Origin of the sequence: Pseudomonas sp. NCIMB 10586, from assembly GCF_023127895.1 — a bacterium.
Lineage (GTDB): Bacteria > Pseudomonadota > Gammaproteobacteria > Pseudomonadales > Pseudomonadaceae > Aquipseudomonas > Aquipseudomonas synxantha_A.
On sequence record NZ_SPKQ01000010.1, the window covers coordinates 56,116 to 80,553 of the forward strand.

General features: G+C 54.8%; 34 protein-coding genes. All 34 read right to left on the bottom strand.

The features are described from left to right. Window positions 1-105 precede the first annotated feature (105 nt). The 34 genes from E4P01_RS05500 to rpoC all read right to left on the bottom strand — a co-directional run bounded on the left by E4P01_RS05500 (window position 106) and on the right by rpoC (window position 24,388). A complete protein-coding gene (locus tag E4P01_RS05500) occupies window positions 106-1,554 on the bottom strand; it encodes a catalase (protein ID WP_078822462.1) in 1,449 nt (482 codons plus the stop codon). Window positions 1,555-1,791: 237 nt separating this feature from the next. After that, complete coding sequence (gene rplQ / locus E4P01_RS05505) at window positions 1,792-2,178, bottom strand: 50S ribosomal protein L17 (protein WP_003176402.1); 387 nt, start codon at window positions 2,176-2,178, stop codon at window positions 1,792-1,794. Between the two features lie 41 nt (window positions 2,179-2,219). Next, the gene (gene rpoA / locus E4P01_RS05510) at window positions 2,220-3,221 is read right to left on the bottom strand and encodes a DNA-directed RNA polymerase subunit alpha (RefSeq protein ID WP_003176403.1); all 1,002 of its coding nucleotides are present in this window, start codon (window positions 3,219-3,221) and stop codon (window positions 2,220-2,222) included. 22 nt (window positions 3,222-3,243) lie between these two features. Further along, a complete protein-coding gene (gene rpsD, locus E4P01_RS05515) occupies window positions 3,244-3,864 on the bottom strand; it encodes a 30S ribosomal protein S4 (RefSeq protein WP_003176404.1) in 621 nt (206 codons plus the stop codon). An 18-nt stretch (window positions 3,865-3,882) separates the two neighbouring features. Continuing rightward, window positions 3,883-4,272, bottom strand: coding sequence for a 30S ribosomal protein S11 (rpsK, locus tag E4P01_RS05520; protein WP_002555466.1), 390 nt, complete (start codon window positions 4,270-4,272; stop codon window positions 3,883-3,885). Window positions 4,273-4,302: 30 nt separating this feature from the next. Further along, complete coding sequence (rpsM, locus tag E4P01_RS05525; RefSeq protein ID WP_003194635.1) at window positions 4,303-4,659, bottom strand: 30S ribosomal protein S13; 357 nt, start codon at window positions 4,657-4,659, stop codon at window positions 4,303-4,305. Between the two features lie 129 nt (window positions 4,660-4,788). Further along, window positions 4,789-4,905, bottom strand: a complete 117-nt coding sequence (gene rpmJ / locus E4P01_RS05530) for a 50S ribosomal protein L36 (RefSeq protein WP_002555468.1) — start codon at window positions 4,903-4,905, stop codon at window positions 4,789-4,791. A gap of 28 nt (window positions 4,906-4,933) precedes the next feature. Next, window positions 4,934-6,262 carry a preprotein translocase subunit SecY gene (secY, locus tag E4P01_RS05535; RefSeq protein ID WP_003194637.1) on the bottom strand — a complete coding sequence of 443 codons (1,329 nt, stop codon included), beginning with the start codon at window positions 6,260-6,262 and terminating at the stop codon, window positions 4,934-4,936. Next, window positions 6,263-6,700, bottom strand: a complete 438-nt coding sequence (gene rplO, locus E4P01_RS05540; protein WP_003176407.1) for a 50S ribosomal protein L15 — start codon at window positions 6,698-6,700, stop codon at window positions 6,263-6,265. A gap of 3 nt (window positions 6,701-6,703) precedes the next feature. Then, window positions 6,704-6,880 (bottom strand): 50S ribosomal protein L30, encoded by a 177-nt coding sequence (gene rpmD / locus E4P01_RS05545; protein WP_003176408.1) that lies wholly within the window; start codon window positions 6,878-6,880, stop codon window positions 6,704-6,706. Window positions 6,881-6,882: 2 nt separating this feature from the next. After that, entirely contained in the window at window positions 6,883-7,383 is a 501-nt protein-coding gene (gene rpsE, locus E4P01_RS05550) for a 30S ribosomal protein S5 (protein ID WP_003176409.1), read from the bottom strand. 3 nt (window positions 7,384-7,386) lie between these two features. Continuing rightward, window positions 7,387-7,737, bottom strand: a complete 351-nt coding sequence (gene rplR / locus E4P01_RS05555) for a 50S ribosomal protein L18 (protein WP_003186037.1) — start codon at window positions 7,735-7,737, stop codon at window positions 7,387-7,389. Window positions 7,738-7,747: 10 nt separating this feature from the next. Next, entirely contained in the window at window positions 7,748-8,281 is a 534-nt protein-coding gene (gene rplF, locus E4P01_RS05560) for a 50S ribosomal protein L6 (protein ID WP_003194640.1), read from the bottom strand. 12 nt (window positions 8,282-8,293) lie between these two features. Next, window positions 8,294-8,686, bottom strand: a complete 393-nt coding sequence (gene rpsH, locus E4P01_RS05565; protein WP_003176413.1) for a 30S ribosomal protein S8 — start codon at window positions 8,684-8,686, stop codon at window positions 8,294-8,296. Window positions 8,687-8,894: 208 nt separating this feature from the next. Next, complete coding sequence (rpsN, locus tag E4P01_RS05570; RefSeq protein ID WP_003176414.1) at window positions 8,895-9,200, bottom strand: 30S ribosomal protein S14; 306 nt, start codon at window positions 9,198-9,200, stop codon at window positions 8,895-8,897. Window positions 9,201-9,213: 13 nt separating this feature from the next. Next, complete coding sequence (gene rplE / locus E4P01_RS05575) at window positions 9,214-9,753, bottom strand: 50S ribosomal protein L5 (protein WP_003194642.1); 540 nt, start codon at window positions 9,751-9,753, stop codon at window positions 9,214-9,216. Between the two features lie 22 nt (window positions 9,754-9,775). Continuing rightward, the gene (gene rplX, locus E4P01_RS05580) at window positions 9,776-10,090 is read right to left on the bottom strand and encodes a 50S ribosomal protein L24 (protein ID WP_003176416.1); all 315 of its coding nucleotides are present in this window, start codon (window positions 10,088-10,090) and stop codon (window positions 9,776-9,778) included. Between the two features lie 11 nt (window positions 10,091-10,101). Continuing rightward, window positions 10,102-10,470, bottom strand: coding sequence for a 50S ribosomal protein L14 (rplN, locus tag E4P01_RS05585; RefSeq protein ID WP_002555479.1), 369 nt, complete (start codon window positions 10,468-10,470; stop codon window positions 10,102-10,104). 23 nt (window positions 10,471-10,493) lie between these two features. Further along, window positions 10,494-10,760 (bottom strand): 30S ribosomal protein S17, encoded by a 267-nt coding sequence (rpsQ, locus tag E4P01_RS05590; protein ID WP_003176419.1) that lies wholly within the window; start codon window positions 10,758-10,760, stop codon window positions 10,494-10,496. Between the two features lie 2 nt (window positions 10,761-10,762). Then, entirely contained in the window at window positions 10,763-10,954 is a 192-nt protein-coding gene (rpmC, locus tag E4P01_RS05595; RefSeq protein ID WP_002555481.1) for a 50S ribosomal protein L29, read from the bottom strand. Continuing rightward, complete coding sequence (gene rplP / locus E4P01_RS05600) at window positions 10,954-11,367, bottom strand: 50S ribosomal protein L16 (RefSeq protein WP_003176421.1); 414 nt, start codon at window positions 11,365-11,367, stop codon at window positions 10,954-10,956. The genes rpmC and rplP overlap by 1 nt, the downstream gene beginning before the upstream one ends. Window positions 11,368-11,379: 12 nt before the next feature. Further along, a complete protein-coding gene (gene rpsC / locus E4P01_RS05605) occupies window positions 11,380-12,066 on the bottom strand; it encodes a 30S ribosomal protein S3 (protein WP_003176422.1) in 687 nt (228 codons plus the stop codon). 13 nt (window positions 12,067-12,079) lie between these two features. After that, complete coding sequence (gene rplV / locus E4P01_RS05610) at window positions 12,080-12,412, bottom strand: 50S ribosomal protein L22 (protein WP_003103908.1); 333 nt, start codon at window positions 12,410-12,412, stop codon at window positions 12,080-12,082. An 11-nt stretch (window positions 12,413-12,423) separates the two neighbouring features. Beyond that, entirely contained in the window at window positions 12,424-12,699 is a 276-nt protein-coding gene (gene rpsS, locus E4P01_RS05615; RefSeq protein ID WP_002555486.1) for a 30S ribosomal protein S19, read from the bottom strand. Between the two features lie 16 nt (window positions 12,700-12,715). Next, window positions 12,716-13,540, bottom strand: a complete 825-nt coding sequence (gene rplB, locus E4P01_RS05620; RefSeq protein WP_003186055.1) for a 50S ribosomal protein L2 — start codon at window positions 13,538-13,540, stop codon at window positions 12,716-12,718. A gap of 14 nt (window positions 13,541-13,554) precedes the next feature. Next, entirely contained in the window at window positions 13,555-13,854 is a 300-nt protein-coding gene (gene rplW / locus E4P01_RS05625) for a 50S ribosomal protein L23 (RefSeq protein WP_002555488.1), read from the bottom strand. Beyond that, window positions 13,851-14,453, bottom strand: coding sequence for a 50S ribosomal protein L4 (rplD, locus tag E4P01_RS05630; RefSeq protein WP_003176424.1), 603 nt, complete (start codon window positions 14,451-14,453; stop codon window positions 13,851-13,853). Before rplD ends, rplW begins: the two co-directional genes overlap by 4 nt. Window positions 14,454-14,465: 12 nt before the next feature. Continuing rightward, window positions 14,466-15,101, bottom strand: a complete 636-nt coding sequence (gene rplC, locus E4P01_RS05635) for a 50S ribosomal protein L3 (protein ID WP_003194649.1) — start codon at window positions 15,099-15,101, stop codon at window positions 14,466-14,468. A gap of 81 nt (window positions 15,102-15,182) precedes the next feature. Then, window positions 15,183-15,494, bottom strand: coding sequence for a 30S ribosomal protein S10 (gene rpsJ, locus E4P01_RS05640; protein WP_003186070.1), 312 nt, complete (start codon window positions 15,492-15,494; stop codon window positions 15,183-15,185). Window positions 15,495-15,651: 157 nt separating this feature from the next. Continuing rightward, window positions 15,652-16,845: an elongation factor Tu gene (gene tuf / locus E4P01_RS05645; RefSeq protein ID WP_005791980.1), complete on the bottom strand. Its 1,194-nt coding sequence runs from the start codon at window positions 16,843-16,845 to the stop codon at window positions 15,652-15,654. Between the two features lie 30 nt (window positions 16,846-16,875). After that, on the bottom strand, window positions 16,876-18,981 hold the full coding sequence (fusA, locus tag E4P01_RS05650) for an elongation factor G (protein WP_005791981.1): 2,106 nt from the start codon (window positions 18,979-18,981) through the stop codon (window positions 16,876-16,878). 30 nt (window positions 18,982-19,011) lie between these two features. Beyond that, window positions 19,012-19,482 (bottom strand): 30S ribosomal protein S7, encoded by a 471-nt coding sequence (gene rpsG, locus E4P01_RS05655; protein ID WP_002555493.1) that lies wholly within the window; start codon window positions 19,480-19,482, stop codon window positions 19,012-19,014. A gap of 118 nt (window positions 19,483-19,600) precedes the next feature. Next, a complete protein-coding gene (gene rpsL / locus E4P01_RS05660) occupies window positions 19,601-19,972 on the bottom strand; it encodes a 30S ribosomal protein S12 (RefSeq protein ID WP_002555494.1) in 372 nt (123 codons plus the stop codon). Between the two features lie 216 nt (window positions 19,973-20,188). Then, complete coding sequence (gene rpoC, locus E4P01_RS05665; protein WP_005791982.1) at window positions 20,189-24,388, bottom strand: DNA-directed RNA polymerase subunit beta'; 4,200 nt, start codon at window positions 24,386-24,388, stop codon at window positions 20,189-20,191. Window positions 24,389-24,438: the final 50 nt, after the last annotated feature.

Below are 24,438 nucleotides of genomic sequence, written 5' to 3' on the forward strand. Positions count from 1 at the left end.
GAAGGTCACGGGATCAACGGCAGAAAAGTGAAGATTTCCGTAGAAAAGTAGCTGAAATAACGCAAAAACCGCCCAAATGAGGGCGGTTCTGCTTATCGTTTAGAGTCAGTTAAGCGATACACCCAGTGCCTTTGCGATTGCTTCTCCATAAGCCGGGTCGGCCTTGTAGAAGTGCTGCAATTGACGCTGGACCACATCGCTGGAAACGCTAGCCATCGCACCGGCAATGTTATTGGTCAGCAGGGCTTTCTGCTCATCATTCATCAAGCGGAACAGCGCGCCCGCATGGCTGTAGTAGTCCGTATCTTCGCGGTGATCGTAACGATCAGCAGCGCCGCTCAGGGCCAGTGCCGGCTCTGCGTACTGCGGGGCTTGCTTGGGCGCATCGGCATAGCTGTTTGGCTCGTAGTTGGGAGCCGCACCGCCATTACTGCCGAAGGCCATAGAACCGTCACGCTGGTAACTGTTAACCGGGTTGCGCGGCGCGTTTACGGGCAGTTGCTGGTGGTTAGTGCCGACACGGTAGCGGTGGGCATCTGCGTAGGCAAACACTCGACCTTGCAACATACGATCGGGTGACAGGCCAACGCCTGGAACCATGTTGCTCGGACCAAATGCAGCCTGCTCCACTTCAGCGAAGTAGTTCTGCGGATTACGGTTGAGCTCAAGCTCGCCCACTTCGATCAGCGGGAACTCTTTTTGCGACCAGGTCTTGGTCACGTCAAACGGGTTCTCATAATGAGCGTTTGCTTGAGCCTCAGTCATGATCTGGATGCAGACGCGCCATTTCGGAAAATCACCGCGCTCGATAGCACCAAACAGATCACGCTGGGCATAGTCAGGGTCGGTACCCGCCAGGCGTGCAGCCTCGGCCGGGGCCAGGTTCTTGATGCCTTGCTTGGTCTTGTAGTGCCACTTCACCCAGTGACGTTCGCCCTTGGCGTTGATCAGACTGTACGTGTGACTGCCGAAGCCGTGCATGTGGCGATAGCCGTCTGGAATGCCACGGTCCGAAAACAGAATGGTGACCTGATGCAGCGCCTCTGGAGAGTGCGACCAGAAGTCCCACATCATCTGCGCGCTTTTCAGGTTGCTCTGCGGCAGGCGTTTCTGGGTGTGGATAAAGTCCGGGAATTTCAGCGGATCCCGGATGAAGAACACAGGGGTGTTGTTGCCCACGATGTCCCAGTTGCCCTCTTCGGTATAGAACTTAAGGGCAAAACCACGTGGATCACGCTCAGTGTCAGCAGACCCGCGCTCACCACCCACAGTGGAGAATCGCAGGAATGTAGGCGTTTGCTTGCCAACAGATTCGAACAGCTTGGCACTGGTGTACTGGGTGATGTCTTGGGTAACGGTGAACGTACCGTAGGCACCCGATCCTTTGGCATGCACGCGCCGCTCAGGAATGTTTTCACGGTTGAAGTGAGCGAGCTTCTCGATCAGATGGAAATCGTCGAGCAACAACGGGCCACGAGGGCCTGCGGAACGGGAGTTCTGGTTATCCGCAACAGGAGCCCCGCTGGCGGTGGTAAGGACTTTATTCTGGCTCATGCGCAATCTTCCTCAGGTCGGACTTTGAACTGCCGGCTAAGCGGCTTGGAGGGAGTATTGATCATCAACACTACGCCTACAAATTCATTAAATCGTATGCGTCGATAGAAAATAACTAACAAGACTCCGCTCGCTATAGTGCAGCGCACTGTCTATGGAAGCTTGTATAAGTTGCGCTTTTGTTACGCGCACAAAAAACCGGGCGCGAGGCCCGGTTTTTTGTTGCAGCTTGTCGTCTTACTCGGCGCTTACAGCTTCGCCGGCAGTAGCACGATCAACCAACTCGACGTACGCCATAGGCGCGTTGTCGCCAGCGCGGAAACCGCACTTGAGGATGCGCAGGTAGCCACCCTCACGGGTAGCGTAACGCTTGCCCAGGTCGTTGAAGAGCTTACCAACGATAGCTTTCGAACGAGTACGGTCGAAAGCCAGACGGCGGTTAGCCAGGCTGTCTGTCTTGGCCAAAGTGATCAGCGGCTCAGCAACGCGACGCAGTTCTTTAGCTTTCGGCAGTGTAGTTTTGATCAGCTCGTGCTCGAACAGCGACACCGCCATGTTTTGGAACATGGCCTTGCGGTGCGAGCTGGTACGGCTCAGGTGACGACCACTTTTACGATGACGCATGGTTCATTCCTTACCAAACTCACGTTCGGTGATTACGACGATCAGGCAGTCGCCTTGTCGTCCTTCTTAAGACTTGCAGGCGGCCAGTTGTCGAGGCGCATGCCGAGGGACAGACCGCGGGAGGCCAGAACGTCCTTGATTTCAGTCAAGGATTTCTTGCCCAGGTTCGGAGTCTTCAACAGTTCTACTTCGGTACGCTGAATCAGGTCGCCGATGTAGTAAATGTTTTCCGCCTTAAGGCAGTTAGCCGAACGTACAGTCAGTTCCAGATCGTCAACCGGGCGAAGCAGGATCGGATCGATCTCGTCTTCCTGCTCGATTACCACTGGTTCGCTGTCACCTTTGAGGTCGACGAACGCAGCCAACTGCTGTTGCAGAATGGTTGCAGCGCGGCGGATAGCCTCTTCAGGATCCAGGGTACCGTTGGTTTCCAGATCAATAACCAGCTTGTCCAGGTTAGTACGCTGCTCGACACGGGCGTTTTCCACCACGTATGCGATACGGCGAACCGGGCTGAACGAAGAGTCAAGCTGCAAGCGACCAATGCTGCGGCTTTCGTCTTCATCGCTCTGACGCGAGTCGGCCGGTTCATAACCACGACCACGAGCTACAGTGAGCTTCATGTTCAGGGCGCCGTTAGACGCCAGGTTAGCGATTACGTGATCGGGGTTAACGATCTCGACATCATGATCCAGCTGAATATCGGCAGCGGTAACCACCCCCGAACCCTTCTTCGACAAGGTCAGCGTAACTTCGTCACGGCCGTGCAGCTTGATAGCCAGACCTTTAAGGTTCAACAGGATTTCAATTACGTCTTCCTGTACACCTTCGATGGCGCTGTACTCGTGGAGCACACCGTCAATCTCGGCCTCGACTACTGCACAGCCGGGCATTGAGGACAACAGGATGCGGCGCAGCGCGTTGCCCAGGGTGTGGCCAAAACCACGCTCGAGAGGCTCGAGAGTAATTTTGGCGCGGGTTGGACTGACAACCTGCACATCAATGTGGCGGGGTGTCAGGAACTCATTTACCGAAATCTGCATGGATGCACCTATTTTCTAGCCCTTACTTGGAGTAGAGCTCGACAATCAGGCTTTCGTTGATGTCGGCGGACAGATCACTGCGAGCAGGAACGTTCTTGAAAACGCCCGACTTCTTCTCAGTGTCTACTTCTACCCATTCTACGCGGCCACGTTGGGCACACAGATCGAGAGCTTGGACAATGCGAAGTTGGTTTTTAGCTTTCTCGCGAACTGCGACCACGTCACCAGCACGAACCTGGTAAGACGGAACGTTTACGGTCTGACCGTTAACGCTGATCGACTTGTGCGATACCAGCTGACGGGATTCGGCACGAGTCGAACCAAAGCCCATACGGTATACAACGTTGTCCAGACGGCATTCGAGCAGTTGCAGCAGGTTTTCACCGGTTGCACCTTTCTTGCCAGCAGCTTCTTTGTAGTAGCCGCTGAACTGACGCTCGAGAACGCCGTAAATACGACGGACCTTCTGCTTTTCACGCAGTTGGGTGCCGTAATCGGACTGGCGACCGCGGCGTTGGCCGTGGATACCAGGTGCTGCTTCAATGTTGCACTTCGATTCGATCGCGCGCACGCCGCTCTTCAGGAAGAGATCGGTGCCTTCGCGACGAGCGAGTTTGCATTTTGGACCAATGTAACGAGCCATTCTTTACAATCTCCTGGATTACACGCGGCGCTTCTTCGGCGGACGGCACCCGTTGTGCGGGATTGGCGTCACGTCGGTGATGCTGGCGATCTTATAGCCACAGCCGTTCAAAGCACGGACAGCAGACTCACGACCTGGACCTGGACCTTTGACGTTAACGTCGAGGTTTTTCAGGCCGTATTCCAGCGCAGCTTGACCAGCACGTTCAGCAGCTACTTGAGCAGCAAACGGGGTGGACTTGCGGGAACCGCGGAAACCCGAACCACCGGAGGTAGCCCAAGAAAGCGCGTTACCTTGACGGTCGGTGATGGTCACGATTGTGTTGTTAAAAGATGCATGGATGTGGGCGATGCCATCAACCACTGTCTTTTTAACTTTTTTACGAGGACGAGCAGCAGGTTTTGCCATGATAATTTTCCTGTCGATTCGCTGGGGCGATTACTTGCGGATCGGCTTACGCGGACCTTTACGGGTACGCGCGTTAGTCTTGGTACGCTGACCGCGTACTGGAAGACCACGACGATGACGCAGACCGCGATAGCAACCGAGGTCCATCAAACGCTTGATTTTCATGTTGATTTCGCGACGCAGGTCACCTTCAGTGGTGAACTTCGCCACTTCGCCACGCAGCTGTTCAATCTGCTCGTCGCTCAGATCCTTGATCTTAGCGGCTGGGTTTACCCCAGCAACTGCGCAAATTTTCTGCGCAGTAGTGCGACCAACACCATAGATGTAGGTCAGCGAGATAACAGTGTGCTTGTTATCTGGAATGTTAACGCCTGCAATACGGGCCATTCAGTGGGACTCCAATTGACAGCTACCTACGCCCCGGAAGCCAAGAAATAGGGCGCGAGATAATATCGCTGTAATAACAAATAATCAACCCGGCAGCGCACTAGCTGCCGGGCTTCAAGCGGATCACACTCAGCCTTGGCGCTGTTTGTGACGCGGTTCCGCGCTGCAAATTACTCGAACAACACCTTCGCGGCGAATAATCTTGCAGTTACGGCACAGCTTTTTCACCGATGCACGAACTTTCATCACCAACTCCTCGAACCTTATGGGGTACTCAGCGCAACATGCCGCTGCCGTAGCCCTTCAGGTTGGCTTTCTTCATCAGGGATTCGTACTGGTGCGAAACGAGGTGCGATTGTACTTGGGACATGAAGTCCATCACAACCACGACCACGATCAGCAACGAGGTCCCGCCAAGGTAGAACGGAACGTTTGCTGCAACCACCAGGAACTGGGGCAACAGACACACGGCCGTCATATATAGAGCACCGAACAGGGTCAAACGAGTCAGAACGCCATCAATGTAGCGTGCCGACTGCTCACCTGGACGGATACCCGGAATAAAGGCACCGGACTTCTTCAGGTTTTCCGCTACGTCTTTCGGATTGAACATCAACGCCGTATAGAAGAAGCAGAAGAAAATAATCCCTGCACTAAACAGCAGAATATTCAACGGCTGACCAGGAGCGATCGACTGAGAGAGGTCCTGCAGCCAGCCCATATTTTCAGACTGACCAAACCAGGTACCCAACGAAGCCGGAAACAGCAAGATGCTGCTCGCGAAAATTGCCGGAATAACACCGGCCATATTCACTTTCAGCGGCAAGTGGCTGGTCTGCGCAGCAAAAACCTTACGGCCCTGCTGACGCTTGGCGTAGTGAACAGCAATACGACGCTGGCCACGCTCAATGAACACCACAAAACCGATAATCGCTACTGCCAGCAAACCGATAGCAACCAGGGCGAAGATATTGATATCACCCTGACGCGCAGACTCGAAAGACTGCCCGATTGCTCTCGGAAGACCGGCGACGATACCTGCGAAAATCAACATCGAGATACCGTTACCAACACCACGCTCAGTAATCTGTTCACCCAGCCACATCATGAACATCGCACCAGCCACAAACGTGGATACCGCGACGAAATGGAAGCCAAAGTCACCAGTGAACGCAACGCCCTGCCCTGCCAGGCCAACGGACATGCCGATAGCTTGAACCAGGGCGAGGACTACAGTGCCGTAGCGGGTGTACTGGCTAATCTTGCGACGGCCAGCTTCACCTTCCTTCTTCAACTGCTCCAGCTGCGGGCTGACGGCTGTCATCAGTTGCATGATGATCGACGCCGAAATGTACGGCATGATCCCCAGTGCAAAGATGCTCATCCGCTCCAGCGCACCGCCGGAAAACATGTTGAACAAGCTAAGAATGGTCCCCTCATTCTGTCGAAACAGGTCTGCGAGTCGGTCCGGGTTGATACCTGGAACCGGGATGTGTGCGCCTATTCGGTAGACGATAATCGCCAGGAACAGAAAACGCAGACGAGCCCAAAGTTCAGACATACCGCCTTTGCCGAGCGCTGAGAGAGCACCTTGCTTAGCCATTTATTCCTCGAACTTGCCGCCAGCTGCTTCGATAGCCGAACGCGCACCTTTGGTGGCGCCGATTCCCTTGCCGATAGTGACAGCGCGAGTCACTTCACCGGACAGCATGATTTTCACACGCTGTACGTTGACGTTGATCACGTTGGCATCTTTCAGGGTCTGCACAGTAACGATGTCGCCTTCCACTTTAGCCAGCTCGGACAGACGCACTTCTGCGCGGTCCATGGCTTTCAGGGATACGAAACCGAACTTAGGCAGGCGACGATGCAGCGGCTGTTGACCGCCTTCAAAGCCTGGAGCGATGGTGCCACCGGAGCGGGAGGTTTGACCTTTGTGGCCACGGCCACCAGTCTTACCCAAACCGCTACCGATACCACGGCCCGGACGATGCTTTTCGCGACGGGAACCCGGCGCTGGACTCAGATCATTGAGTTTCATCGATTAACCCTCTACACGCAGCATGTAGTAAGCCTTGTTGATCATCCCGCGATTCTCGGGAGTATCCTGGACTTCTACAGTGTGACCGATGCGACGCAGACCCAAACCTTTAACACACAGTTTGTGGTTAGGGATGCGGCCGGTCATGCTTTTGATCAGCGTTACTTTAACGGTAGCCATGATCAGAAGATCTCCTTGACAGTCAGACCACGCTTGGCAGCGATGGACTCAGGAGATTGCATAGCTTTCAGACCCTTGAAAGTGGCGTGAACCACGTTTACCGGGTTAGTCGAGCCGTAGCACTTGGCCAGAACGTTCTGAACGCCAGCAACTTCGAGGACAGCACGCATAGCGCCGCCAGCGATGATACCGGTACCTTCAGAAGCAGGCTGCATGTACACCTTCGAAGCGCCGTGAGCGGACTTCATTGCGTACTGCAGAGTAGTGCCGTTCAGATCAACTTGGATCATGTTGCGACGAGCAGCTTCCATTGCCTTCTGGATCGCGGCAGGCACTTCACGTGACTTGCCACGGCCGAAGCCAACACGCCCTTTACCATCACCCACCACGGTCAACGCGGTGAAAGTGAAGATACGGCCGCCTTTAACGGTTTTGGCTACGCGGTTAACTTGAACCAGCTTCTCAATGTAGCCTTCGTCGCGCTTTTGGTCGTTATTTGACATAACTTAGAACTCCAGCCCAGCTTCACGAGCAGCATCAGCCAGCGCTTTCACGCGACCGTGGTACTTGAAGCCAGAGCGGTCGAAAGCCACTTGCGAGACGCCAGCGGCCTTAGCACGCGTAGCGACCAGCTGGCCAACCTTTGTGGCCGCGTCGATGTTGCCAGTGGCACCATCACGCAGTTCTTTATCCAAAGTCGAGGCGCTTGCCAGGACTTTGTTGCCGTCGGCCGAGATGACCTGGGCGTAGATGTGCTGCGACGAGCGGAACACGCAGAGACGCACGACTTCGAGTTCGTGCATTTTCAGGCGTGCTTTGCGAGCGCGACGCAGTCGAGTAACTTTTTTGTCGGTCATTTGCTATGCCCTACTTCTTCTTGGCTTCTTTACGACGGACGACTTCGTCCGCGTAGCGCACACCTTTGCCTTTGTACGGCTCTGGTGGACGGAAGTCGCGGATCTCAGCGGCCACTTGACCTACCAGCTGCTTGTCGATGCCCTTGATCAGGATATCGGTCTGGCTAGGAGTCTCAGCAGTGATGCCCGCTGGCAGTTCGTAATCCACTGGGTGCGAGAAGCCAAGGGCAAGGTTCAAAACCGTGCCTTTTGCTTGCGCTTTGTAACCAACACCGACCAGCTGGAGCTTGCGCTCGAAGCCTTGGCTTACGCCTTGGACCATGTTGTTTACCAACGCACGCGTGGTACCGGCCATTGCGCGAGTTTGTTGATCGCCATTGCGAGCAGCGAAACGCAGCTCACCAGCTTCTTCAACGATCTCAACGGACGAATGGATGTTCAGTTCAAGAGTACCCTTGGCACCCTTCACCGAAAGCTGTTGGCCTGCGAATTTGACTTCGACACCGGCTGGCAGCTTAACGGGGTTCTTAGCGACGCGAGACATGCTTATCCCCCCTTAGAACACAGTGCAAAGAACTTCGCCGCCGACACCGGCAGCGCGCGCAGCACGATCCGTCATCACACCTTTGTTGGTGGAGACGATAGACACGCCCAGACCGCCACGAACTTTCGGCAGATCTTCAGCGGACTTGTACTGACGCAGGCCTGGACGGCTAACGCGCTTCACTTCCTCGATGACCGAACGGCCTTCGAAGTACTTCAGCTCGATGGACAGCAGTGGTTTGATTTCGCTGCTGATCTGATAACCCGCAATGTAGCCTTCGTCTTTCAGGACTTTGGCAACAGCTACCTTCAACTTGGAAGATGGCATGCTTACGACGGACTTTTCAGCCATCTGGGCATTACGGATACGAGTTAGCATGTCCGCTAACGGGTCCTGCATACTCATGGGCTAGACGCTCCTAATACAAAAAAATTAGCCTTGCGGCTACATATGTCGCCGAGAATCTCCGAGCACAAAAAACACGGGCTCAGGCGAGCCGCGTATTTTAGACACACTCCAGAAATGAAACAAGCCCCAAAAGGGGCTTGATCCAGATTCAAGGTCACCGGCGGTCAGTATCTTGCGATTCCGACCACCTGGACGTTGAAAGTACTTACCAGCTGGCTTTAACCAGACCTGGTACGTCACCACGCATTGCCGCTTCACGCAGTTTGTTACGGCCGAGGCCGAACTTGCGGTAAACGCCGTGTGGACGACCGGTCAGGCGGCAGCGGTTACGCATGCGCGAAGCGCTTGCGTCACGTGGCTGCTTCTGCAGAGCAACTGTAGCTTCCCAACGCGCTTCTGGACTTGCGTTCAGATCAACGATGATTGCTTTCAGTGCTGCACGCTTCTTGGCGTACTTGGCAACCGTGAGCTGACGCTTCAGCTCGCGGTTTTTCATGCTCATCTTGGCCATGGTCCTACTCCAATCAGTTGCGGAACGGGAATTTGAAAGCACGCAACAGGGCGCGACCTTCATCATCGTTCTTGGCAGTGGTGGTCAGGGTGATGTCCAGACCGCGGAGAGCATCGATCTTGTCGTAGTCGATTTCCGGGAAGATGATCTGCTCTTTCACGCCCATGCTGTAGTTACCACGACCATCGAAGGACTTGGCATTCAGGCCGCGGAAGTCGCGGACCCGAGGCAGGGAGATCGACAGCAGACGATCCAGGAATTCGTACATACGCTCACGGCGCAGAGTCACTTTGACGCCGATCGGCCAACCTTCACGGACTTTAAAGCCAGCGATGGATTTCCGAGCGTAAGTCACAACGACTTTTTGACCGGTGATCTTTTCCAGGTCGGCAACAGCGTGCTCGATGACTTTTTTGTCGCCGATCGCTTCGCCCAGACCCATGTTCAGGGTGATTTTGGTGACGCGCGGAACTTCCATCACGTTCCCGAGCTTAAGTTCTTCCTTAAGCTTAGGGGCGATTTCCTTCCGGTAAATCTCTTGTAGTCGTGCCATGGTCTAATCTACCTAGCAGTGTTCAAGCATCAACCGCTTTTTGGGTCGACTTGAAGACACGAATTTTCTTACCGTCTTCTACTTTGAAACCAACGCGGTCAGCCTTGTTGGTTTCGCCATTGAAGATGGCGACGTTAGAAGCGTCCAGCGGAGCTTCTTTCTCGACGATACCGCCCTGCACGCCCGACATCGGGTTAGGCTTGGTATGACGCTTGACCAGGTTCAGACCACCGATAACCAGACGGTTATTAGCGAGAACCTTAAGCACCTTACCGCGCTTACCTTTGTCTTTGCCGGCGATCACGATGATCTCGTCGTCACGACGAATCTTTTGCATGTCGGATCTCCTTACAGCACTTCTGGGGCGAGCGAGACGATCTTCATGAACTTCTCAGTACGAAGTTCACGGGTCACTGGCCCAAAGATACGGGTGCCGATCGGCTCTTGCTTGTTGTTCAGAAGAACAGCAGCGTTGCCATCAAAGCGGATAATGGAGCCATCAGCACGACGTACGCCGTGACGAGTGCGGACTACAACAGCAGTCATCACTTGGCCTTTTTTCACCTTACCGCGAGGAATTGCTTCCTTGACGGTAACTTTGATGATGTCACCGATACCAGCGTAACGACGATGGGAGCCACCCAGCACCTTGATGCACATAACACGGCGAGCGCCGCTGTTATCGGCCACATCGAGCATGGATTGAGTCTGAATCATATAATTTCTCCGACCCCTAGTCCTTAGACTTCCACAGCGCGTTCGAGAACATCAACCAGCGCCCAAGACTTGGTCTTGGCCAGCGGACGAGTTTCACGAATAGTGACTTTGTCGCCGATGTGGCACTGATTGGTTTCGTCGTGCGCGTGCAGCTTAGTCGAACGCTTAACATATTTACCGTAGATCGGGTGCTTAACGCGACGCTCGATCAAAACGGTGATGGTTTTGTCCATCTTGTCGCTGACAACACGGCCAGTCAGCGTACGGACAGTCTTTTCGGCTTCAGCCATGATCACTTACCTGCCTGCTGGTTGAGCACAGTCTTCACGCGAGCGATGTCACGCTTAACTTGCGAGAGCAGATGAGACTGCCCCAACTGGCCAGTTGCTTTCTGCATACGCAGATTGAACTGGTCGCGCAGCAGGCCGAGCAGTTGCTCGTTCAGCTGCTGTGCGGATTTTTCACGAAGTTCATTCGCTTTCATCACATCACCGTCCGTTTAACAAAGGAGGTGGCGAGCGGCAGCTTTGCAGCAGCCAGGGCGAAAGCCTCACGCGCCAGCTCTTCAGAAACACCCTCGATTTCATACAGGACTTTGCCTGGCTGAATCTGGGCAACCCAGTATTCCACGTTACCCTTACCTTTACCCATCCGAACCTCGAGAGGTTTTTTGGAGATCGGCTTGTCCGGGAATACACGGATCCAGATCTTGCCGCCACGTTTTACGTGACGGGTCAGAGCACGACGCGCTGACTCGATCTGACGAGCGGTGAGACGACCACGAGCTACAGACTTCAGCGCGAACTCGCCGAAGCTGACTTTGCTACCGCGCTGAGCCAGACCACGGTTGTGGCCTGTCATCTGCTTGCGGAACTTCGTACGCTTAGGTTGCAACATTTGGCGTACCCCTTACTTAGCAGCTTTTTTACGAGGCGCTGGTGCTTGTGGTTTCAGTTCTTCTTGGCGACCACCAATTACTTCGCCTTTGAAGATCCAAACCTTTACACCGATCACACCGTAAGTGGTGTGAGCTTCGTAGTTGGCATAGTCGATGTCGGCACGCAGGGTGTGCAGTGGCACACGACCTTCGCGATACCATTCAGTACGTGCGATTTCAGCACCGCCGAGACGACCGCTCACTTGGATTTTGATGCCTTTGGCACCAATGCGCATGGCGTTCTGTACGGCGCGCTTCATAGCGCGACGGAACATTACGCGACGCTCCAGCTGCTGAGCTACGCTCTGCGCAACCAGCATACCGTCGAGCTCCGGCTTGCGGATCTCTTCGATATTGATGTGCACAGGCACACCCATTTGCTTGGTCAGGTCCTGACGCAGTTTCTCAACATCTTCACCTTTCTTCCCGATAACGATACCTGGACGAGCGGTGTGGATGGTGATACGTGCAGTTTGGGCCGGACGATGGATATCGATACGGCTTACGGACGCGCTTTTTAGTTTGTCTTGGAGATACTCACGCACCTTCAGATCAGCGAACAAATAGTCCGCATAAGTCCGACCGTCTGCGTACCAGACGGAGGTGTGCTCCTTGACGATTCCCAGGCGAATGCCAATGGGATGTACTTTCTGACCCATCTCTTCGACTCCGTTACTTGTCAGCAACCTTGACAGTGATATGGCAAGACCGCTTGACGATGCGATCAGCACGGCCTTTGGCACGTGGCATGATGCGCTTCAGCGAACGCCCTTCGTTGACGAAAACGGTGCTGACCTTCAGGTCATCAACGTCTGCGCCTTCGTTATGCTCGGCGTTGGCTACGGCCGACTCCAGCACTTTCTTCATGATCTCGGCGGCTTTCTTACTGCTGAAAGCCAACAGGTTGAGCGCTTCGCCCACCTTCTTCCCGCGGATCTGGTCGGCGACCAAGCGGGCTTTCTGGGCGGAGATTCGAGCGCCCGACAACTTAGCGGCTACTTCCATTTCCTAACCCCTTAACGCTTGGCTTTCTTGTCTGCCACGTGCCCACGATAAGTGCGGGTACCGGCAAACTCGCCCAGTTTGTGGCCGACCATGTCTTCGTTAACGAGAACTGGGACGTGTTGACGACCGTTGTGTACTGCGATGGTCAGACCGACCATTTGTGGCAGGATCATCGAACGACGCGACCAGGTCTTAACTGGTTTGCGATCGTTCTTTTCCGCCGCCACTTCGATCTTCTTCAGTAGGTGAAGATCAATAAAAGGACCTTTTTTCAGAGAACGTGGCACTGTCGTATCCCTCTATTTACTTGCGACGACGGACGATCATTTTGTCGGTACGCTTATTACCACGAGTCTTCGCGCCCTTAGTCGGGAAGCCCCATGGCGATACCGGATGACGACCACCAGAGGTACGACCTTCACCACCACCGTGTGGGTGGTCAACCGGGTTCATGGCAACACCACGAACGGTTGGGCGAACGCCACGCCAGCGTTTGGCACCAGCTTTACCCAACGAACGCAGGCTGTGCTCGGAGTTCGAGACTTCGCCCAGGGTCGCACGGCATTCAGCCAGTACTTTACGCATCTCACCAGAACGCAGACGCAGGGTCACGTAGACACCTTCACGAGCGATCAGCTGAGCCGAAGCACCAGCGGAACGAGCGATTTGCGCGCCTTTACCTGGCTTCAATTCGATGCCGTGTACGGTGCTACCAACTGGAATGTTACGCAGTTGCAGAGCGTTGCCCGGCTTGATCGGCGCCAGAGCACCTGCGATCAGCTGGTCACCAGCACTCACGCCTTTAGGGGCGATGATGTAGCGACGCTCGCCATCTGCGTACAGCAGCAGAGCGATGTGAGCAGTACGGTTTGGATCGTATTCAATACGCTCGACAGTGGCAGCGATGCCATCTTTGTCGTTGCGACGGAAATCGACCAGACGATAATGCTGCTTATGGCCACCACCGATGTGACGAGTGGTAATGCGACCATTGTTGTTACGACCACCAGACTTCGATTTTTTCTCGAGCAGCGGTGCGTGAGGAGCGCCTTTATGCAGCTCCTGGTTGACCACCTTGACCACAAAACGGCGGCCAGGGGAAGTCGGTTTGCATTTAACGATTGCCATGATGCACCCCTTCCTTACTCAGCACTGCTGCTGAAATCGAGATCTTGGCCTGGCTGAAGGGAGATAACTGCCTTCTTCCAGTCATTACGCTTGCCCAGACCGCGAGCAGTGCGCTTGCTCTTACCCAGAACATTCAGGGTAGTAACACGCTCTACTTTCACGCTGAACAGGCTTTCGACGGCCTTCTTGATTTCCAGCTTGGTTGCGTCAGTTGCAACCTTGAAAACGAACTGGCCTTTCTTGTCAGCCAGAACCGTAGCCTTTTCGGAAACGTGCGGGCCAAGCAGAACTTTAAATACGCGTTCCTGGTTCATCCCAGCAGCTCCTCGAATTTCTTCACGGCCGACACGGTGATCAACACCTTGTCGTATGCGATCAGACTAACTGGATCGGAACCTTGCACGTCACGTACATCAACGTGTGGCAGGTTGCGAGCAGCCAGGTACAGGTTCTGATCAACAGCTTCAGACACGATCAAAACGTCGGTCAGGCTCATGTTGTTCAGTTTGCCCAGCAGATCTTTGGTTTTTGGACTTTCGACAGCGAAGTCCTGAACCACGACCAGACGATCAGTACGCACGAGTTCAGCAAGGATGGAGCGCAGAGCTGCGCGGTACATCTTCTTGTTGAGCTTCTGAGAGTGATCCTGTGGACGAGCTGCGAAAGTGGTACCGCCGCCACGCCAGATTGGGCTACGGATAGTACCGGCACGAGCACGGCCAGTGCCTTTCTGACGCCAAGGGCGCTTACCGCCACCACGTACGTCGGAACGGGTCTTTTGCTGCTTGCTACCTTGACGGCCGCCGGCCATGTAGGCCACGACTGCTTGGTGAACGAGCGTCTCGTTGAATTCGCCGCCAAATGTCAGTTCGGAAACTTCGATCGCTTGAGCGTCATTTACATTTAATTGCATGTCAGCTTCCCCTTAACCGCGAGCCTTGGCCGCTGGACGTACAACCAGGTTGCCGCCAGTAGCGCCAGGAACAGCACCCTTGACCAACAACAGATTGCGTTCAGCGTCGACGCGCACTACTTCGAGGGACTGCACGGTCACGCGCTCAGCGCCCATATGACCGGACATTTTTTTGCCCTTGAATACACGACCAGGAGTCTGGCACTGGCCAATAGAGCCCGGGACGCGGTGGGAAACGGAGTTACCGTGAGTGTTGTCTTGACCACGGAAATTCCAACGCTTGATCGTACCCTGGAAGCCTTTACCTTTGGACTGACCGGTTACATCAACCAGTTGACCAGCGGCGAAGATTTCAGCGTTGATCAGATCGCCAGCCTGGTAGTCGCCGTCTTCAAGACGGAACTCCATAACAGTACGACCAGCTGCAACGTTTGCTTTAGCGAAGTGACCTGCTTGAGCAGCAGTCACGCGCGAAGCACGACGCTCGCCGACAGTGACTTGCACTGCACGATAGCCATCGGTTTCTTCAGTTTTGAACTGGGTGACGCGATTCGGTTCGATCTCAATGACCGTGACCGGAATGGAGACACCTTCTTCGGTGAAAATACGGGTCATACCGCATTTACGACCGACTACACCAATAGTCATGTTGTAAACCTCATGAGTGTACGGGGCTTTCACCCGCTATGGCCGCCCATTTCAGAGCGTTACACGACTAAGACCCAAGTCTTAGCCGAGGCTGATCTGTACTTCCACACCGGCCGCCAGATCGAGCTTCATAAGTGCATCAACGGTTTTATCCGTTGGCTGGACGATGTCCAGTACGCGCTTATGAGTACGGATCTCGTACTGGTCACGCGCGTCTTTGTTGACGTGCGGGGAGACCAGAACGGTGAACCGCTCTTTACGGGTAGGCAGTGGAATTGGACCACGCACTTGAGCACCAGTACGTTTCGCGGTTTCCACGATTTCCTGGGTGGATTGGTCGATCAGGCGATGGTCAAAAGCCTTCAACCTGATACGGATTTGCTGATTTTGCATTGGATTTCAGACTCCGGCTGCTATTCCCACCGGGCGCAATACGCCCGTTAAAAGGAGGCGCAATTCTATAGACGCCCTAGATAGGTGTCAACCCAATAAAAAAGCCCCCGCTAAGCGGGGGCTTTCTCAAAACATCAAAGCTCACTCAAAAGAGAGATTACTCGATGATTTTAGCTACAACGCCAGCACCAACGGTACGGCCGCCTTCACGGATTGCGAAGCGCAGACCGTCTTCCATTGCGATGGTTTTGATCAGGGTAACAGTCATTTGAATGTTGTCACCTGGCATTACCATTTCAACGCCTTCTGGCAATTCGCAGTTACCGGTCACGTCAGTAGTACGGAAGTAGAACTGTGGACGGTAGCCTTTGAAGAACGGAGTATGACGGCCGCCTTCTTCTTTGCTCAGAACATAAACTTCTGCGGTGAACTTGGTGTGCGGCTTGACCGAACCTGGCTTAACCAGAACCTGGCCACGCTCAACGTCGTCACGCTTGGTACCACGCAGCAGAACGCCGCAGTTCTCGCCAGCACGACCTTCGTCGAGCAGCTTGCGGAACATTTCAACACCGGTGCAGGTGGTGACGGTAGTGTCACGCAGACCAACGATTTCCAATGGATCCTGAACGCGAACGATACCGCGCTCGATACGACCAGTCACAACAGTACCGCGACCGGAGATCGAGAATACGTCTTCGATTGGCATCAGGAACGGCTTGTCGGTCAGACGAACTGGTTCTGGGATGTAGCTGTCCAGAGTTTCAACCAGTTTACGAACGGCAGTGGTGCCCATTTCGTTTTCGTCGTTGCCTTCCAGAGCCATACGAGCAGAACCGATGATGATCGGAGTGTCGTCACCTGGGAAGTCGTAAGTGCTCAGCAGATCGCGCACTTCCATCTCAACCAGTTCCAGCAGCTCAGCGTCGTCTACCAGGTCAGCCTTGTTCAGGAAAACCACGATGTACGGAACGCCAACCTGGCGGGACAGCAGGATGTGCTCACGGGTTTGTGGCATCGGACCATCAGCGGCCGAGCAAACCAGGATCGCGCCGTCCATCTGGGCAGCACCAGTGATCATGTTCTTCACATAGTCAGCGTGACCTGGGCAGTCAACGTGAGCGTAGTGACGAATAGTCGAGTTGTACTCAACGTGCGCGGTGTTGATGGTGATACCACGAGCTTTTTCTTCTGGTGCGCTGTCGATCTTGTCGAAGTCAACACGAGCCGAACCGAAAACTTCGGAGCAGACGCGAGTCAGAGCAGCGGTCAGAGTGGTTTTACCGTGGTCAACGTGGCCGATGGTGCCAACGTTTACGTGCGGTAGGGAACGATCAAATTTTTCTTTAGCCACGACAATTAACTCCTTGCCTAAAGGACTGAATCAGCCTTGTTTTTTGGATACAGTTTCAGCGATGTGCGCCGGAGCTGTGTTGTATTTTTTGAATTCCATAGAGTAGCTTGCGCGACCCTGGGACATGGAGCGAACGTCGGTCGCATAACCGAACATCTCACCCAACGGAACCTCGGCGCGAATCACTTTGCCGGAAACCGTGTCTTCCATACCCAAGATCATGCCGCGACGACGGTTAAGGTCGCCCATGACATCACCCATATAGTCTTCAGGTGTAACAACTTCTACCGCCATGATTGGCTCAAGCAACTCACCACCGCCCTTCTGGGCCAGTTGCTTGGTTGCCATGGAAGCAGCCACCTTAAACGCCATCTCGTTGGAGTCGACGTCGTGGTAAGAACCGTCAAAAACGGTTGCTTTCAGGCCGATCAGCGGATAGCCGGCAACAACACCGTTCTTCATCTGCTCTTCGATACCCTTCTGGATAGCAGGGATGTATTCCTTAGGAACCACACCACCTACTACTTCGTTCACGAATTGCAGACCTTCCTGACCTTCGTCAGCAGGAGCAAAACGGATCCAGCAGTGACCGAACTGACCACGACCGCCGGATTGACGAACGAACTTGCCTTCGATTTCACAGTTCTTCGTGATGCGCTCACGATAGGAAACCTGAGGCTTACCGATGTTGGCTTCGACGTTGAACTCACGGCGCATCCGGTCAACCAGGATGTCCAGGTGCAGCTCGCCCATGCCAGAGATGATCGTTTGACCAGTCTCTTCATCAGTCTTGACGCGGAAAGATGGATCTTCCTGAGCAAGCTTGCCCAGAGCGATACCCATTTTTTCCTGGTCATCCTTGGTCTTAGGCTCTACGGCAACCGAGATAACCGGCTCCGGGAAGTCCATGCGAACCAGGATGATTGGCTTGGCAGCGTCGCACAAAGTCTCACCAGTGGTGACGTCCTTCATGCCGATCAGGGCCGCGATGTCACCAGCGCGTACTTCCTTGATCTCTTCGCGAGCGTTTGCGTGCATTTGCACCATACGGCCCACGCGCTCTTTCTTGCCTTTAACCGAGTTGATCACGCCGTCGCCGGAGGCCAACACGCCCGAGTAAACGCGAACGAAGGTCAAAGTACCCACGAATGGGTCTGTAGCGATCTTGAACGCCAGAGCCGAGAACGGCTCGTTGTCGTCAGCATGACGCTCCATCTCTTCTTCCTCGTTATCAGGGTTGGTACCCTTGATAGCAGGAATGTCGGTTGGAGCAGGCAGGTAGTCGATAACGGCGTCGAGAACCAGGGGAACACCCTTGTTCTTGAAGGAAGAACCGCAAACAGCCAAGACGATCTCACCAGCGATAGTACGCTGACGCAGAGCGGCCTTGATTTCCACGTTGGTGAGCTCTTCGCCTTCGAGGTACTTGTTCATCAGCTCTTCGCTGGCTTCAGCCGCAGCCTCAACCATGTTGTTGCGCCACTCGTCAGCCAGTTCCTGAAGCTCTTCAGGGATAGGCTTGCGAACAGGAACCATACCTTTATCGGAATCGTTCCAGTAGACAGCTTCCATATTGATCAGATCAATCTGACCCTGGAAGTTATCTTCAGAACCGATCGCCAACTGGATAGGCACCGGAGTGTGACCCAGACGCTGCTTGATCTGACCGATCACGCGCAGGAAGTTGGCGCCAGCACGGTCCATCTTGTTTACATAAACAAGACGTGGAACACCGTACTTGTTGGCTTGACGCCATACGGTTTCCGACTGAGGCTCAACACCCGAGGTGCCGCAGAACACAACGACAGCGCCGTCGAGTACACGCAGGGAACGCTCAACTTCAATAGTGAAGTCTACGTGGCCCGGGGTATCGATTACGTTGAAGCGATGCTCGTCTTTGTACTGCTTCTCGGAACCTTTCCAGAAGGCGGTAATAGCAGCAGAAGTAATGGTAATACCACGCTCCTGCTCCTGAACCATCCAGTCTGTGGTCGCGGCGCCGTCATGCACCTCGCCCATTTTGTGACTTTTGCCGGTGTAAAACAGTACGCGCTCGGTGGTGGTGGTTTTACCAGCATCCACGTGAGCGACGATACCGATGTTACGGTAGCGGCTAATCGGAGTAGTACGAGCCATAAAGCCCTCGCAAAATTAGTGAAGCTAAAATTAGAAGCGGTAGTGCGAGAAAGCTTTGTTAGCTTCAGCCATACGGTGCACGTCTTCACGCTTCTTAACAGCAGCACCTTTACCTTCAGCAGCGTCCAACAGTTCGCCGGCCAAACGCAGAGCCATAGACTTCTCGCCGCGCTTACGGGCGAAGTCTACCAACCAGCGCATTGCCAGAGCGTTACGACGGGACGGGCGAACTTCAACCGGAACCTGGTAAGTAGCACCGCCTACACGGCGCGACTTCACTTCGACCAGCGGAGCGATGGCGTCGAGAGCTTTCTCGAAGATTTCCAGGGGGTCGCTGTTCTTGCGTTCTTTAACCTTTTCCAGCGCGCCATAAACGATACGCTCGGCAACGGCTTTCTTGCCGCTTTCCATCACGTGGTTCATGAACTTGGCCAGAATTTGGCTTCCGTATTTTGGATCGTCAAGCACTTCGCGCTTGGCTGCTACGCGTCTTCTTGGCATGGATAAGCCCTCAAACGGTCTTCAGGTTCGCTCGGAATCGGTGCCCTTTCGGGACGCCTCCGACCTTACTCTTATCGACTCAGAAAATAAGATGATTCAGGTTTACAAAAAGCCGCTACTACTTAGGCTTCTTGGTACCGTACTTCGAACGACCCTGGTTACGACCTTTAACGCCGGAAGTATCCAAGGAGCCGCGTACGGTGTGATAACGAACACCTGGCAAGTCTTTTACACGACCGCCGCGGATCAGTACCACGCTGTGCTCTTGCAGGTTGTGGCCTTCACCGCCGATGTACGAGGAAACCTCGAAACCGTTGGTCAGACGCACACGGCATACTTTACGCAGTGCCGAGTTAGGTTTTTTCGGCGTGGTGGTATACACACGGGTGCATACGCCACGACGTTGCGGGCAGTTCTGCAGCGCAGGTACGTCGGATTTCTCGACGATACGCTTACGCGGCTGACGTACCAGCTGGTTGATAGTTGCCATCTACTAGCTCCACTGTTGTCTTGCGACGCTATTGTCTTGCAAGAAAAGCAAAATGGCAGGAACGAATTCCCGCCAAATTTAGGGGTACAAGAGTCTAAAGAGGATCTTGTCCCCAGTCAAGGCAAGGCCCCGACCTCCCCTCGCGCCGAACCGGGGCAAAAATGCCTCGATCCGACGAACGGGAGTGTCAGGGCCCAGACTCATCTATCGCAGAACTCAGTTACCGCTTGAGTTCAGTGCTTCGGTCAGTGCAGCTTCCACTTCACTGGCGCTCACGCGCAGCGGCTTGTCAGCATCACGGCGACGCTTACGCTCGCTGTGGTAAGCCAAACCGGTACCCGCCGGGATCAGACGACCCACGACCACGTTTTCTTTCAGGCCGCGCAGGTAATCGCGCTTGCCGGTTACCGCTGCTTCGGTCAGTACGCGAGTGGTCTCCTGGAAGGAGGCCGCCGAGATGAACGACTCAGTGGACAACGACGCCTTGGTGATACCCAGCAGCACGCGAGTGAACTTGGAAACGAATTTCTCTTCGTTCGCCAGGCGCTCGTTTTCTACCAGTACGTGAGTCAGTTCCATCTGGTCGCCCTTGATGAAACTGGAATCGCCGGATTCAGCGATTTCAACTTTACGCAGCATCTGACGCAGGATGGTCTCGATGTGCTTGTCGTTGATCTTCACGCCTTGCAGACGGTAAACGTCCTGGATCTCGTTAACGATGTACTTGGCCAGAGCACTCACACCCAGCAGACGCAGGATGTCGTGTGGATCGCTCGGGCCGTCGGAGATAACTTCACCGCGGTTTACCTGTTCGCCTTCGAACACGTTCAGGTGACGCCACTTCGGAATCAGCTCTTCATACGGATCGCTACCGTCGTTCGGAGTAATGACCAGACGGCGCTTACCTTTGGTTTCTTTACCGAACGCGATGGTGCCGCTGACTTCAGCCAGAATCGACGCTTCTTTCGGACGACGAGCTTCGAACAAGTCGGCAACACGCGGCAGACCACCGGTGATGTCACGGGTCTTCGAAGTTTCTTGCGGGATACGCGCGATAACATCACCGATCGCGATCTTCGCACCATCCGCTACACCGACCAGGGCGTTGGCTGGCAGGAAGTACTGAGCGATTACGTCAGTGCCTGGCAGCAACAGATCCTTGCCGTTGTCATCAACCATCTTCACGGCAGGACGGATGTCTTTACCGGCAGCTGGACGATCTTTGGCGTCGAGTACTTCAATGTTGGTCATACCGGTCAATTCGTCAGTCTGACGCTTGATCGTGATGCCTTCTTCCATGCCCACGTAGGTCACGGTACCTTTCATTTCGGTAACGATTGGGTGAGTGTGCGGATCCCACTTGGCCACGATTGCGCCAGCGTCGACCTTGTCACCTTCTTTAACCGAAATCACAGCACCGTACGGCAGCTTGTAACGCTCGCGCTCACGACCGTAGTCATCAGCGATTGCCAGCTCACCGGAACGGGACACAGCAACCAGGTGGCCATCCACTCGCTCAACGTGCTTGAGGTTGTGCAGGCGGACGGTACCGCCATTCTTCACCTGAACACTGTCGGCTGCGGAGGTCCGGCTTGCCGCACCACCGATGTGGAACGTACGCATGGTCAGCTGGGTACCCGGCTCACCGATGGACTGGGCAGCGATAACGCCGACCGCTTCACCGATGTTTACCTGGTGACCACGAGCCAAGTCACGGCCGTAGCACTTGGCGCAAATGCCATAGCGGGTTTCGCAGCTGATCGGCGAGCGAACGATCACTTCGTCGATGCTGTTGAGCTCGATGAACTCGACCCACTTTTCGTCAACCAGGGTGCCAGCAGGAACGATAACTTCCTCGGTACCTGGCTTGAACACGTCACGGGCAATCACACGACCCAATACGCGCTCACCCAGCGGCTCTACAACGTCACCGCCTTCAATGTGCGGAGTCATCAGCAGGCCGTGCTCGGTGCCGCAATCGATCTCGGTTACAACCAGATCTTGTGCAACGTCTACCAGACGGCGAGTCAGGTAACCGGAGTTAGCGGTTTTCAACGCGGTATCCGCAAGCCCCTTACGAGCACCGTGAGTGGAGATGAAGTACTGAAGTACGCTCAAACCTTCACGGAAGTTCGCAGTGATCGGCGTTTCGATGATGGAGCCATCCGGCTTGGCCATCAGGCCACGCATACCGGCGAGCTGACGGATCTGCGCAGCAGAACCCCGTGCGCCCGAGTCGGCCATCATGTACATCGAGTTGAAGGATTCCTGGTCAACTTCGTCGCCGTGACGGTCGATGACTTTCTCTTTCGAGAGGTTGGCCATCATCGCCTTGGAAACTTCGTCGTTCGCCTTGGACCAAAGGTCGATCACCTTGTTGTACTTCTCGCCCTGGGTTACCAGGCCGGAGGCGTACTGGCTCTCGATCTCTTTCACTTCGTCAGTGGCGGCACTGATGATGCGAGCTTTTTCATCCGGGATAACGAAGTCGTTAACGCCGATGGAAACGCCGGAGATAGTGGAGTAAGCGAAACCTGTGTACATCAACTGGTCAGCGAAGATAACGGTCTCTTTCAAACCAACCACGCGGTAGCACTGGTTGATCAGCTTGGAGATCGCCTTCTTCTTCATCGGCAGGTTGACGACATCGTACGACAGACCTTTTGGCACAACCTGGTACAACAGCGCACGGCCGACAGTGGTGTCGACGATACGGGTGTTGCTCACGCTGCCGCCGTCACGGTCATTGACGGTTTCGTTGATCCGCACTTTGACCTTGGCGTGCAGTGCGGCTTCGCCGGCACGGAACACACGGTCAACTTCCTGCAGGTCAGCGAACACACGACCTTCGCCCTTGGCATTGATCGCTTCACGGGTCATGTAGTACAGACCCAATACAACGTCCTGCGACGGAACGATGATTGGCTCACCGTTGGCTGGCGACAGAATGTTGTTGGTCGACATCATCAACGCGCGCGCTTCCAACTGGGCTTCCAGTGTCAGCGGTACGTGCACGGCCATTTGGTCGCCGTCGAAGTCGGCGTTGTACGCGGCACAGACCAGCGGGTGCAGCTGAATAGCCTTACCTTCGATCAGTACTGGTTCAAACGCCTGGATACCCAGACGGTGAAGGGTCGGTGCACGGTTGAGGAGAACCGGGTGTTCGCGGATCACCTCGGCGAGAACGTCCCAAACCTCTGGCAGTTCGCGCTCGACCATTTTCTTGGCCGCTTTGATGGTGGTCGCGAGACCGCGCATTTCCAGCTTGCCGAAGATGAATGGCTTGAACAGCTCAAGTGCCATCTTCTTGGGCAGACCGCACTGGTGCAGACGCAGGGTCGGGCCTACGGTAATTACCGAACGACCGGAGTAGTCAACACGCTTACCGAGCAAGTTCTGACGGAAACGACCTTGCTTACCCTTGATCATGTCAGCCAGGGATTTCAGAGGACGCTTGTTGGAACCGGTGATAGCGCGGCCACGACGACCGTTGTCGAGCAAGGCATCGACAGCTTCCTGCAACATACGCTTTTCGTTGCGCACGATGATGTCCGGAGCGGACAGGTCAAGCAGGCGCTTCAAGCGGTTGTTACGGTTGATCACGCGGCGATACAGGTCGTTGAGGTCGGACGTCGCGAAACGACCACCGTCCAGCGGTACCAGCGGACGCAGGTCTGGCGGCAGAACCGGCAGAACGGTCAGCACCATCCACTCTGGCAAGTTGCCGGAACCCTGGAAGGCTTCCATCAACTTCAGACGCTTGGACAGCTTCTTGATCTTGGTTTCGGAGTTGGTTTGCGGAATTTCTTCGCGCAGACGGCCAATCTCGTGCTCCAGGTCGATAGCGTGCAGCAGCTCGCGGACAGCTTCGGCACCCATACGGGCATCGAAATCATCACCGAACTCTTCCAGCGCTTCGAAGTACTGCTCGTCGTTCAGCAGCTGACCCTTTTCAAGGGTGGTCATGCCTGGATCGATAACGACATAGCTCTCGAAGTAGAGAACGCGTTCGATATCACGCAGAGTCATGTCCATCAGCAAGCCGATACGGGACGGCAGCGATTTCAGGAACCAGATGTGGGCAACCGGCGAAGCCAGTTCGATGTGCGCCATACGCTCACGACGAACCTTGGCCAGTGCGACTTCAACGCCGCACTTCTCGCAGATCACACCACGGTGCTTCAAGCGCTTGTACTTACCGCACAGGCACTCGTAATCCTTTACCGGGCCAAAGATCTTGGCGCAGAACAGGCCGTCACGCTCAGGTTTGAACGTACGGTAGTTGATGGTTTCCGGCTTTTTAACTTCACCGAACGACCACGAACGGATCATCTCAGGCGATGCCAATCCAATACGGATGGCGTCGAACTCTTCGACTTGACCCTGGTTTTTCAGCAAATTCAGTAGGTCTTTCAAGGCCTTTCCTCCTGGCGGAGCAGAGAGCGGACCAAACGGCCACGCTCTCG